At 64.2% G+C, this 11,267-nt stretch carries 12 protein-coding genes and 1 pseudogene; 7 read left to right on the top strand and 6 right to left on the bottom strand.

What is annotated here, in order from left to right:
- A pseudogene (locus A5702_RS26705) lies at positions 1–201 on the bottom strand (TetR/AcrR family transcriptional regulator); the annotation flags it as partial.
- 122 nt (positions 202–323) lie between these two features.
- Here A5702_RS26705 and A5702_RS11310 point away from each other — a divergent pair.
- The 3 genes from A5702_RS11310 to A5702_RS11300 are packed head-to-tail and all read left to right on the top strand — an operon-like array spanning position 324 to position 2,196.
- A complete protein-coding gene (locus A5702_RS11310; protein WP_067819874.1) occupies positions 324–533 on the top strand; it encodes a three-helix bundle dimerization domain-containing protein in 210 nt (69 codons plus the stop codon).
- A gap of 39 nt (positions 534–572) precedes the next feature.
- The gene (locus A5702_RS11305) at positions 573–989 is read left to right on the top strand and encodes a DUF6636 domain-containing protein (protein WP_068220704.1); all 417 of its coding nucleotides are present in this window, start codon (positions 573–575) and stop codon (positions 987–989) included.
- A 37-nt stretch (positions 990–1,026) separates the two neighbouring features.
- Positions 1,027–2,196, top strand: coding sequence for an acyl-CoA dehydrogenase (locus A5702_RS11300; RefSeq protein WP_068220701.1), 1,170 nt, complete (start codon positions 1,027–1,029; stop codon positions 2,194–2,196).
- Here the strand turns inward: A5702_RS11300 and A5702_RS11295 are convergent.
- Positions 2,193–2,750, bottom strand: a complete 558-nt coding sequence (locus A5702_RS11295) for a TetR/AcrR family transcriptional regulator (protein WP_068220698.1) — start codon at positions 2,748–2,750, stop codon at positions 2,193–2,195. The two genes, A5702_RS11300 and A5702_RS11295, sit on opposite strands and share 4 nt — an antisense overlap.
- Positions 2,751–2,905: 155 nt before the next feature.
- On the opposite strand from A5702_RS11295, the gene A5702_RS11290 reads away from it, so the two are divergent.
- Positions 2,906–4,162 carry a hypothetical protein gene (locus A5702_RS11290; protein WP_231965042.1) on the top strand — a complete coding sequence of 419 codons (1,257 nt, stop codon included), beginning with the start codon at positions 2,906–2,908 and terminating at the stop codon, positions 4,160–4,162.
- Positions 4,159–5,004 (top strand): SDR family NAD(P)-dependent oxidoreductase, encoded by an 846-nt coding sequence (locus tag A5702_RS11285; RefSeq protein WP_068220696.1) that lies wholly within the window; start codon positions 4,159–4,161, stop codon positions 5,002–5,004. Before A5702_RS11290 ends, A5702_RS11285 begins: the two co-directional genes overlap by 4 nt.
- Here the strand turns inward: A5702_RS11285 and A5702_RS27150 are convergent.
- The 3 genes from A5702_RS27150 to A5702_RS11270 all read right to left on the bottom strand — a co-directional run bounded on the left by A5702_RS27150 (position 5,001) and on the right by A5702_RS11270 (position 6,282).
- Positions 5,001–5,261, bottom strand: a complete 261-nt coding sequence (locus A5702_RS27150) for an SMP-30/gluconolactonase/LRE family protein (protein WP_255378671.1) — start codon at positions 5,259–5,261, stop codon at positions 5,001–5,003. The two genes, A5702_RS11285 and A5702_RS27150, sit on opposite strands and share 4 nt — an antisense overlap.
- Before the next feature lie 32 nt (positions 5,262–5,293).
- Positions 5,294–5,920, bottom strand: coding sequence for an SMP-30/gluconolactonase/LRE family protein (locus A5702_RS27145; protein WP_197506546.1), 627 nt, complete (start codon positions 5,918–5,920; stop codon positions 5,294–5,296).
- 128 nt (positions 5,921–6,048) lie between these two features.
- Positions 6,049–6,282 carry a hypothetical protein gene (locus A5702_RS11270; protein ID WP_068220687.1) on the bottom strand — a complete coding sequence of 78 codons (234 nt, stop codon included), beginning with the start codon at positions 6,280–6,282 and terminating at the stop codon, positions 6,049–6,051.
- Positions 6,283–6,913: 631 nt separating this feature from the next.
- Between A5702_RS11270 and A5702_RS11265 the strand changes: the two genes are divergently transcribed.
- Entirely contained in the window at positions 6,914–9,202 is a 2,289-nt protein-coding gene (locus A5702_RS11265) for an ATP-dependent helicase (protein ID WP_068220683.1), read from the top strand.
- 12 nt (positions 9,203–9,214) lie between these two features.
- On the top strand, positions 9,215–10,360 hold the full coding sequence (locus tag A5702_RS25605) for a PD-(D/E)XK nuclease family protein (protein WP_156669573.1): 1,146 nt from the start codon (positions 9,215–9,217) through the stop codon (positions 10,358–10,360).
- A 127-nt stretch (positions 10,361–10,487) separates the two neighbouring features.
- Here A5702_RS25605 and A5702_RS11260 read toward each other — a convergent pair whose 3' ends face one another.
- Positions 10,488–11,264 (bottom strand): GTP cyclohydrolase I FolE2, encoded by a 777-nt coding sequence (locus A5702_RS11260; RefSeq protein ID WP_068220681.1) that lies wholly within the window; start codon positions 11,262–11,264, stop codon positions 10,488–10,490.
- Positions 11,265–11,267 lie beyond the last annotated feature (3 nt).

The raw sequence follows: 11,267 nt of genomic DNA, 5'->3' as shown, positions 1-11,267 counted from the left end.
GTACCACTCGTTCGGCTCGCGGGCGGGGCTCGTCGGCCGCGCCTGGCTGCGAGCCGGGCACCGATTCCTCAGCGCGCCGTTGGACACGCCGGTCGCGTCGCTGACGGCTCTGATCGTGACCGACGCCGGCCCGGACCGCACCGCCAGCCGTTCGACCGCGTCCAGGATCTGATCCTGGTCGTGCACGCGGGGACGTGGCATGCCGGCATAGTAACAGAGCATTCGCTCTGTTACTAACCGTCACCCGCCCGCAGCGGACTTTTAACACGCCCGGCACGCGAAAAGCCGTTTGACAGCGCGCGACGATCGGGAACCCCGTGCTCATGGGTAAGGTCACTCAGGTCAACGAGGAGGCGCTGTTGGCGGACATCGAGCGGCAACTGGTCGACGAGTTCCCCCAAGTGCCGGCTAAGGTCGTCGACGCCCTCATCCGTGAAGAGCACGCCCGGTTCACGCACAGCCGCATCCGCGATTTCGTCCCGTTGTTCGTGGAGAAACACGCGCGCGAGCAACTCAAGGGCCGGGCGAACTAAACGCTATTCGGCGCGCCGCCCCGGGCCTACGCTGGGCTCATGGTCGGGCGCCGATGGGTCACGCTGGTGATTGCCGCGACAGTCGGCGCCGCGCCCGGAACCGCACACGCGGACCCCGTCGACTTCCAATCCCCGTCCGGGAACATCTACTGCATGCTGGACAGCCAAGGCGTCGCGTGCGACATCAGTGACTTCACGTATCAACCGCCGCCGCCCCCGGAGTGCGGCAAGCACTTTCCCTGGGGCAATCGCTTCGTGTTGAACCTGGGCGAGCCCGCCGCCATTCATTGCCATGGCGACACGCTGCGCGTCGCCGGCGAGCAGACGCTCGACTACGGCCGGTCCCTGTCCGCGGGCACGATCACGTGTGCCAGCGAGCCGTCGGGCATGAAGTGCACCGACGGCAGCACCGGGCATTACTTCCGGGTGTCACGGGATTCGTACGATCTCGGCTGAGACTGACCGTACAAAATAGTATGGTACGGTCGGCGCCATGTCCGCGGTCGACGCTCGCCCGACGTACGGGGTCACCGACGCGTTCGTCGCCCGGCTGGCCGAGCGCGCCGAGGAGGCCGAGCGGCTGCGCCGGCTGCCCGCATCGACGGTCAGCGAGTTCCGGGAGACCGACCTGTTCCGGCTGCTGCTGCCGGCCCGCTTCGGCGGCCTGCAGGCGCCGTTTCCCGAACTGCTGCAACCGATTCGGCGGATAGCGCACGGGTGCGCGTCCAGCGCGTGGACGTTGGGCTTCTACGCCCTGCACAACTGGCTGCTGTCGCTGTTCGACATGCGGGTGCAGGAGGAGGTGTTCGCCTCGGGGCCGGTGCTGGCGCCCGCTCCCCTGGCCCCGACCGGCCGCGGCGTCCCAGCCGACGGCGGCGCGCGCCTGACCGGCCGGTGGGCGTGGGCCACCGGCGCGATGGACGCGGACTGGGTGATGGTCGGGGCGCTGATCGAGCGGCCGGACCGCATCGACCCGGCGCTCGTCGTGGTGCCCGCCGAGCAGGTCGAGGTCGTCGACACCTGGCACACCGCGGGCATGCGGGGCACCGGCTCGCACGACGTCATCGTCACCGACGTCTTCGTGCCCGAGCACCGCATGGTGGCCGTGGCCGACATCTACGGCGGCACGGCCCCGGGCGCGACGGCGCACGAGGCGCCGACGTATCGCTGGCCGATGGTGCCCGCGCTGGCGCTGGTGGCGTCGATGCCGGTGCTCGGCGCCGCCGAGCGGGTGACCGAGCTGTTCGCCGAGCGGCTGGGCGAGCGTGTGCTGGCGTATAGCGGTGTGGCGCAAAAGGATCAGCCCGCCGCCCAGATCCGGCTGGCGAGCGCGCGGGTGCGGTTGCGCGCGCTGCGGGCGCTGGTCGACGAGACCGCGGGCGGCATCGATCGTATGGTGGCCGCCGGCGAGCGGGTTACTCGGTCGGTGCGCGCCGAGGCGCGGCTGGCGGCGGCCCACACCGTGCACGAGAGCCGGGCCGTCATCGCCGACCTGCTGGAGGCCTCCGGGGCCAGCGCGCAGTTCCTGTCCAGCCCGCTGCAGCGTTTCAAGCGCGACGTCGACATCGCGGCCGGGCACGTGGTGTTCGATTACGACGTGAGCCGAGAGTTGGCCGGGGCGTTGGCGATTGGGGCCAAGATCTCCCCGATCGCGATGGTCTAGTCCTTGAGCATCAGCTCGAGGAACCGTTCCCGCTGAGCGGCCTGTTGCGCCTGCTGGGCCGAGCCGGCCAGGTGCAGCAGCCCGATCCCGGCGGCGAAGGTCAGCTCGGCGCGCAGCTTGGCGTCCTGTGGGTCGAAGCCGTAGTCGCTGTAGGCCTTGGTGACGGCGCGCAGCAGGCGCCGGTCGGCCGCGCGGACGTTGGCGGCGGCGGCCGGGTCGGTGCGGGCCCATTCGCGCATCGCGCGTTCCAGCGTCCAATGCCCCGGGCTGGTGAGCGCGGTCATCATGGCGGACAGCCGTTCGCGCGGGGGCAGCGCGTCGAGCTCGGCCAGCGACTGCCGCTCCTTGTCCAGGAAGGTGTTCCAGGAGTCGACCAGCGCGGCCCGATAGGAATCCATGTCGGCGAAGTGCCAGTAGAAGCTGCCGCGCGTGACGCAGGCCTGCCGGCAGAGACCCTCGATCTTCAGCGCGCGCACCCCCTGCTCGGCGAGCAGCGTGTAGCCGGCCTGCAGCCAGTCGTCGACGGTCAGACGCGGGGGCTTGCGGGCGGCCACACCTGCAGGTTACGGGTGGGCGCCGCCCGCCGTTCGCTGCCGGCCTATGTGAATTCCTCCCGAACACGCGGCCAACCGACGGGTGCGCACGAAACATGGGTGTAACGTTCGGCTCACTGGCCGACGAACACCTGCTCAGTTTCGTTAGGGGTGGCGTGAGCGCATCCGATATCTCCGACGTGTTGGCACCGACCGACGCCGACGAGGTCGTGGTGTCGTTCCAGGACGAGTCTTTGCTGCTGGGCGGCGACCCCGCCGCCGTCGAGTCCTATCTGAGCCGGCTGCGAGCTGCCGTGGGGCAGGGCGTGCGCGTCGCGGGCATCGACAGCGCCTCGCTCGCGAACGCGGCGATCGCCGGGCTGGCCTCGCTGCTGGCCGACTCGGGCAAGTACGTGCAGTTGCACCGCGATGCCGTGGATGCGTTGAGGGAAGGCAACCTCCTTCCCGTCTGCGACGGCTTCTTCCGGCTGACGACGGGCACCGACGCCTTTGCCCTTCTGCAATGGCGACCGGAACTGCTCGGGCCGGAGGTGATGCTCTCGGCGCAGCTGCTCGCCGTGCAGATGGCGTTGAAGTCCGCGGTGGCCGAGGTCGAAGACGCCGTCCGGCGGGTGGAGGACAAGGTCGAGGCCGTGCTCGAGGTCGCTCGGGCGCAGCGCGCGGGCGACGTCCTCGGCAATAGCCTGACGGTCTCGCGGATGGTCGACTCGCTGGACAAGTACGGGTCGCTGCCCGATGCGTATTGGGATTCGGTGGCCGCGCTGGGGCCGGCGCTCAACGTCGCCGTCATGCAGCTGCGCAACCATGTCAGCCGTATCCTGGCGTCGTTCGGTCCCGACTTGGCGGTGCAACAGCGCGCCGCGAAGCTGCGAAATGCCATCGCCGACAACCGACTTGGCGATACCCTGAGCCTGCTGGTGATCGCCGAGGAGGCGCTGCACAAGTGGCAGCGGCTGAACCTCGCGCGGATCGAGGCCAAGGAGCCAGAGCAGCTATTGCGGGCCATCGACGAGGCGCGCGGGCTCGTCGACCATCACCTGCGTGAGGACCTCGACATCTACCGGAGCGCTACAGAGGTGCTCGACCGGTTCGGACGGACGGCGGCCGTCGACGGCTTCCGGTTCTGGGCGGTGCGCGAGCTGGCGCGACAGCGGGCCGCCCTGCGTGATGAGTTCGATCGCTTCGCGAAGGCGCGCCAGCATCAGGTGGAGGCCTGGGAGGACTTCCACATTCCGAGCGTGTTGGATGCCGCCTTGGCCACGCTTGCGGCCGTCGGCGGTGTGACCGGCCGTGCGCTGGTGGCGGCCGGGCGAGGGGTCGTCTACTTGGGTGGGCACGTCGTCGCGCCGTTCCGTGGGCGTGGTGATGAACCGTCTCAGGCGACCGGACTCGAGGAACACCAGTCGGCGTGATCGAATTGGGGCTGGCGGGCAAGCGTGCCGTGGTGTCGGGTGCGGGCTACATCCCCGAGCGCGCGGGCCACGGTTGGTTCACGTCGCTGGCACTGGCCGAGGCGGGCGCCTCCGTGGCCTGCATCGACATCGACGAGCGGCGCGCCGAGCAAGTCGCCGGCGAGATCGCCAGCCGGGGCGGTCATGCCGTCCCGATCGTCGCCGACATGACCGACCCCGAGCAGGCCGGCCGGGCGATCGACGATGTCGAGGCGGCGCTGGGCGGGGTCGACGTGTGCGTCGACATCATCGGCGGCGCGACCTGGTCGAAGGTCGAGGACTTCACCCCCCAATTGTGGGACGCGGCAATCCATTACAACCTGACCCAGGTGTTCTACCTCTTTCAGGCCGCCGCCCGGTACATGATCGCCCAGGGCAGCGGCGGATCATTGGTGGCGATCGCGTCGGTCGACGGGATCGCCTCGGCGACCTACCACGCCGCCTACGGCGCCGCCAAGGCCGGCGTCATCTCGTTGGTCAAGACCTTCGCGGATGAGCTGGGGCGCTACGGCATTCGCGCCAACGCGGTGGCGCCGGGCAATGTGGGGTCCGGCAACGAGGACCAGCCGCCCGGTGAGTACAACGTCAACGGGATCAATCCGCTGGCGGCGCCGCGCGCGCATGACATCGCCAATGCGGCGTTGTTCTTGTCCTCCGAGCTGGCCGCGCGCATCACCGGCCAGACCCTTGTCGTCGACGGGGGCGCCACCATTCGGCAGCTGTGGGGGCTGGGCGAGTCGATGATCCCGGCCGACCCGGAGCAGGCGCTGCCGGACTTCATGAGGCCCGGGCCGTCGGGCTAGCGCTGATGTATTAGCGGCAAGCCCGGCACCGAGCTTCTGCCCTTCAGCACGTATGGGGTCGCGATCGAGCCGATGTAGATGTCGCGCATGTCGTGCCCGCCCCAGGCGATGCTGGTCGGGCCGCTTAATAGCCTGCCGTCGGGGTCTTCGATCACGGTTGTCGCTTGGCCGTCCGGGTTGATCGCCATGATCCGGTTGGCGAGAACGAGTGTGACCCAGAGGTTTCCCTCGGCGTCGAACGCGCAGCCGTCGGCCATGCCCCACCTTTTGCCGACCTCCGGGTCGGCCATTAGGCGGCCGGCGTCGGGCCGTACTCGTCGGGGCGCCGGCCGCCCAGCGGTGGGCCGAATCGCTCTTCGGGCCCCAGCGTTTCGCCTTCGATCGGAAACCGCACCACATCGGCGGCGAGTGTGCGGACCACATACAGGTAGTCCTCATTGCCGTCCAGCGCCATGCAGTTCGGGAAGCTCACCCCGTCGGCGACCACTCGCGCCGATTGGCGGTCCGGTGCGACGCGAAAGAGGAACCCGTCCGCGGTGCCGCGCGCGATGGTATCCATAAGGTCATCGGCCATCGTGCTCACCGAACACCACAGGCCACCAGTCGAATCCACGCAAACGAAGTTCAGCCACCGCAGCGGGCGTCCGTTGAGTTGTCCGCTTAGGACCTCCGTGACCACGCCGGTCACCGGGTCGAGGTCCAGCAGGACGCCCAAGCCCCAGTTGGCGATGAGAAAATGGCCGTTGCGGTCGAAGGCGATCCCGTTCGGCTCGCCACCGGCCTTGCCTATACGCCGAACGGTGTTCCCATCAACGAGTTCCGCGACAGCGGAGGCCTTGTCGGAGGCAAATACCCGACCATCGCCGGCTACCACTACGTGTTCCGGGCGATTAACCCCGCGCCCGACGGGGCGCAAATCTTTTACATAGATGACGGTCTCGCCCCTTCGTTGATCCGGCCTTGCCCTCGCGCCCGGCTAGCTGGGGTTATCCCGTTGTCTGTCCGCTTCTGCGTCCGCAGGACATGACGTAGATCGGCCAGTGTCTAGAGCCCACCAAACGTGTCTTGGATCAGCTTCAGCAGGGTGGCGGCACCATCTCGGCCGAGCTGAATCGACTGCGAGACCTTGTTGGGTATCTGTCGTTCGTCAGACCCGTATGTATCGAGTTGAAGAAAGGTCTGGCCGTCGACGGTGAAGCTTCGCCAGCCACACAAGACTGGTTTGTGCACCGCGTTCCTGTCTGAGCCAACGTGCTGAAATTCGCTGATTAAAGCCATTGGGCCTCCCCCAATCGTCGGTTCACCGAGAATATCGGCCAGCTAGTCGGAGCCGCATCCACCACACCCAAATCCGTCGGTTGACCACGGTCAAAGGGATAGAGGACGAGCCCGCGGAGGTAAGTGTGGCTGGCATTCGCAATGTCCGCCTTGGGCGTGATGTCGCGGCCCATCGCTGACACCGGCGTCCACCAAAGACGTTTCCGGCAGGTTGGTGCTGAGGTGCTCCAAGAGCAGGCGTCGCGGTACGCGAGGCGGGGGATGACTTCACAACTGAGTCTTGACGCGTCCGGTCCAGAATTAGGAGCACTCAGACCCCACTCGGCATAGATACAAATCGTGTTGGGCAAACGTCTGCGCAGCGCCATGTTTGGGCGGATACTGGCCGCGTCAGAGTGCGGAAGGGTGCGGTGAAGTTGCTCGTGAGCGTTACCTGCGACAAGTACGCGAGCTGCCAACTGCTCGATAAGGCCGGTGTGGAGGCGGGTTGCGATACCTGCCACGTCGTCGCATGCACCGGACGGGGCTCGGAGATATTCGCTAGTCAGGGCGGGCAACATAATGCATTTCCTGCAGGGCCTGCACGGCCCAACCGGGATTTGCAGGAAGAGGAGGCCGCCGCGTGATCACAATGAAAGAGTTTTTTGGTTGCCACGCGGAAGCCCTCGGATTCCTTCCGGACAAGGAAAAGTACGAAGCGATCACGGCCAGTCCGGACGCAACCCTGTACGTGGTCGCAGGACCGGGAACGGGTAAGACAGCGTGCCTAGCAGCGCGCCTTCTGAAACTAGTCCTTGTCGATGACGTCCCACCGGACGGCATTGTTGCAACCACCTTCACTAACAAAGCAGCGGCTGAACTGCGGTCTCGAGTTCTCGACTGGGGATTCCGCATGACCTCTCACCTCGCCGCCGACAAGCGCCTTAGTAAGAAGAAGCGGAAAGCCGTTGAGGCAGTGGATGTTAACCAAATAATCACCGGCACCATCGACAGTCTGTGCGAAGACATGCTCATGCGCTACCGCGACCCAGGCACCCAACCCCCTATCGTCGTCGACGAGTTCGTGGCCGGCACCTTGCTGCTACGTAACGGCCTCTTTGAAGACGGAAGGTTCCGCAGCCGACGGTTCGACGACCTACTTATGTACCTGGATGCGCGTGCGAGCAAATTTGGATGGAACGTCGGACGGAAAACTGAAGTGCTGGCAGCGGTGGCAGACCGACTGATTCACGACCAAGTCGACACCGCGCGGTACCAGCAAGAGCGCGATCCCGACGAAAAATACAAGCGTCAGAAGCTGATCGAGGCGGTCACCTCTTATCGCGAAGAACTTGATAAGCGCCTAATGATGGATTACGCGCGCCTGGAGGAGGAGGCCTTCACCCGACTGCGGAACGGACAATTATCTACATTCGTCGGCCGCATCCGCGCTTTACTTGTTGACGAGTATCAAGACACCAACCTGTTGCAAGAGCAGATTTACTTTCAGTTGGGTCGTGCCTGTGCGGGGGCGCTCACCGTCGTCGGCGACGATGATCAGAGCTTGTACCGCTTTCGCGGAGCGACTGTTGAACTATTCAGCGGCTTTCCCGAGCGCGCCGCCGCGGTGGGCTGGGCCCCCAAACCCGTCTATCTGCAGACGAATTACCGATCTACCCAGCAAATTGTTAGGTTCGTGGATAAGTACGCTCGCCTAGACCCTGGTTATCAACAAGTGCGAGCATCAAACAAGCCCCCGCTCACGCCGCGCGCCAATGCCCCAGAAGGGCCGCCCGTCATGGCGATGTTCCGCGACACAGCCGAAGAGCTCGCTCAATCGCTCGCGCGCATGCTGCGTCAGGTGTTTCGCGGCGACGGCTTCAATCTTGACAGCGGTGTGACGATCCGTTGTCAACGCCGTGAAGGTGATATCGGTGATGCAGCGCTGCTATGCGGCAGCCCACGAGAACACCGCGGTACCACACCGGCGCTTCCCGGGTTGCTGCGGCGGGCGCTCCTCCCTGACATAAAAGTGTTCAACCCGCGCGGACAGGAACTGCAAGACATCCCAGCTGTTGCAGCGCTGGGCGGCGGTCTGCTCTCTTGCCTTGATCCCGATGCGCGAATCGAAGCAGCGATCTTCTTGCCGCCCCAGACGCGGTCCACCTTCCAGACCTGGCGGCTTAGTGCCAATGACTACCCAGCGCTCAATAAGAAGCTCCCACGTAACTTCATCAAAGGCTGGGCTAGTAGGGGTGGCTTTCCAGAACGCGTCTCGGTGCTCGAACTGCTCTACTCCCTCTCTGCTTTTCTTCCCGAATTTCATGACGACGCCGAGGGGCAGGTGTACCTGGAGGCCTTCGCTCGCCAACTCTCGGCATGTGAGCAAGTCAGTTCGTTCCGGGGCCGGGTCATCACTGACCCCAACGGGGAACGGGACGCCAAAGGGTTGAACCTTGGCGACCGCAGCGTGCGCGATTTGCTGCAACACTTCCTTGGTCCCCTGGCTGCCGGCAGCGTCGACGTCAACGAAGACCTGATCGAAGACTTTCCGCGAGACCGGTTGCCGGTATTGTCAATCCATCAGGCAAAAGGCCTGGAGTTCCCACTGGCAATCGTCGACATCGGTTCCTCGTTCAAAAGCAATCACCACAGCAACCGATTCAAGCGGTATCCGATCGGACCGACCGCTGCGCAAGTGATGGAAGACCACTTCCGGTCATATACCCCGCTCGGGGTGCCGCAACGCGACGATGTTGATCGCGCGTTCGATGATCTTTACCGACAGTACTTCGTTGCATTCAGTCGTGCCCGTGATGTGCTGCTACTCGTGGCGCTGAACTCCGCTCGACCCGACGCGAACATCCCCAACGTAGCGATGGGCTGGCGGCGCGACGGTAAGGCTGTTTGGGTGAAAAAGCCACCGTTCATTGAGATTTAGGGAAAAACCGTCGTGGAACTCAGTGTTCGTAAGCCCCCTTACACGATTCCCTCTTACAGTTTGACGGGTGATCTGTTGAGTTTCATGCGATGTGGGCTGCAGTACCGCTATGGCGGACTCGGCCGACTGCCGGCTACACGCCCCGCGCAAATGTGGTTCGGGCAATTTATCCATGGCGTACTAGAAGAAGCATTCAGGCGGTATCGTGCGTGTGATGACGGCGCCATCGTCGACGATGCGGAGCTTGCCGACATCCTTGACTTGATCGCGCGGCGACTAGAGGCCAGCGGTCTTCGGCCCCGAAACCGAAATCTGGAATCGATCGGTAAGGAACGGGCAAAAATTGCTGTCCGACGACTCGGTCCTGAACTTTTCCCGATCATCAGCCAGGCCGAGATCCCACTAAACGGTACGCGAAGTATGCCGTTCGCGCGTTGGCCCAAATCCCTTCCGCGCCGCGAATCTGACCGCTACGAGATGGCGGGAGTTGTCGACGTGATCACCAGAGTCCAACTAGACGAGGCAAAATACAAAGCTAATCGCATCGTGTCCGCAATCACGGCCGCCCTGCAACCGCCGCTGCCGTCCGAATTCGAAGTGATCGTTGACTACAAGGGTATGCGGCGACCACCCACCAGGACGCGGCCTCACGCCCCCGATTTTTGGAGCATCTACGAATGGCAGTTGCAGACCTATGCCCAGTTGCGATCGCTGCAGCCCGATGCAAAGACAGTCAGAGCTGGAGTACTGGTCTTCCTCAACGAGTTGCGTCCGTCCGCAACAGATATTCAAGAGCTGCAGCGCGAGATTCGGCATGGGTGGACCGACGTCGTCCCCGTCGAGGGAACCAACGACGCACGATTCCTGCTTAGCGCCAAACGCGGGACCGTACCAGATCTTTCATTCAATTTTCGCTTGCAGAGGGCACTTCGAGTCGTGGCCGTTACGGACGAATCTCAAGAAGCCTCGGCCCGCCACTTCGATAACGAGGTCCTCAAGATCGAGATAGCGCGCGCGAAGGAACGCACGTCACCGCACATTCGCGCCGAATGGCCGACGAACGCTACCGACAACGCCACGTGCGTCGCCTGTGACTGGCGTACAGTCTGTCCCGAACATCCGACGGCGGCCGTCACGCTTCCAATCGAGAGCGCATGATTCGCGGCGTGCCTGAGTCAGCGCAACCGGGGTTTTGCTAATTCCCCACGGAGCGCAAGCCTGCTGGAGGGTGCTCCGGCCAGTTGCCGCCCTTGCAAGGCCGAAGGCTTGAGCAACCTACTGCAAGTTACTCAGCGTTCCATGTAACACTTGCGACGGCGTCGTGGCTATGGATGCTTTCCAATGTCCGTACTTGTACCTTGTGAGCGACGCCATGGGCTCGACACGCGAGCGACAAGTCACGAACCAAATCTTCTGCGAACATCGGGTTCCCGTAGGCGGTCATAGTGAGCGCCCGCTCATCCGAACGCTTCACTACAGGAAACACCGGGCACGAGCATGTCGATCGGATCATGTCGATCATGGATGCAACGCTCAGCGGGTACGGCGTGTCGCCGTCTCCGAATGTCGTCAACGAAACGCGGCATCTTTGATTGTGTGCGCCGTAGTCGCTGATCGCTTTGCTACATGGGCATAAGGTTGTGACATCGGTTGCGACTTCGACTGCGAGCTTGAAAGATTCAGGGCTTAGATTGCTAGTCATGCGCATTTCGTGAACTTGCCAGCCGGTCTCACCGCTCACCGGGGCGGTCACCTCAGTGGCGAGTGGCATGGCCATGACGATGGTCGCGCCATCGACTTCTAGTAAATCAACCAAGGCCTTGAGCACGGACGGGAATGCTTGAGGGTTGACTATATTCAAGCTGCTCTGGATGGCCTGAGCCATCCGACTCATGTGGGTGCCACGGCGATTCGCCGGAAGCCGCACTGTCACTTCAAAATCGGCGATTCCCGCTTGGCTGAGAACATCGTCGTCGAACCGTATGGGCTGACGAAAACCCGCAATGCCCACTTCATCGATCTCGATTCCTCGAAGGTCGATCTCCCCTTGGATGTCGGGCATTGC

Origin of the sequence: Mycobacterium sp. E3339 (assembly GCF_001666915.1) — a bacterium.
In the GTDB taxonomy this organism is placed as follows: Bacteria; Actinomycetota; Actinomycetes; order Mycobacteriales; family Mycobacteriaceae; genus Mycobacterium.
This window is presented reverse-complemented; position numbering and strand designations above follow the sequence as displayed.

Excerpts from the sequence above, each read along its gene's own strand:
- A5702_RS11310 (WP_067819874.1), top strand. The coding sequence starts at position 324 with ATGGGTAAGGTCACTCAGGTCAACGAGGAGGCGCTGTTGGCGGACATC.
- A5702_RS11260 (WP_068220681.1), bottom strand. The coding sequence starts at position 11,264 with ATGCCCGACATCCAAGGGGAGATCGACCTTCGAGGAATCGAGATCGAT.
- A5702_RS11300 (WP_068220701.1), top strand. The coding sequence starts at position 1,027 with ATGTCCGCGGTCGACGCTCGCCCGACGTACGGGGTCACCGACGCGTTC.
- A5702_RS11305 (WP_068220704.1), top strand. The coding sequence starts at position 573 with ATGGTCGGGCGCCGATGGGTCACGCTGGTGATTGCCGCGACAGTCGGC.
- A5702_RS27150 (WP_255378671.1), bottom strand. The coding sequence starts at position 5,261 with ATGGCCGACGGCTGCGCGTTCGACGCCGAGGGAAACCTCTGGGTCACA.
- A5702_RS11270 (WP_068220687.1), bottom strand. The coding sequence starts at position 6,282 with ATGGCTTTAATCAGCGAATTTCAGCACGTTGGCTCAGACAGGAACGCG.
- A5702_RS11265 (WP_068220683.1), top strand. The coding sequence starts at position 6,914 with ATGAAAGAGTTTTTTGGTTGCCACGCGGAAGCCCTCGGATTCCTTCCG.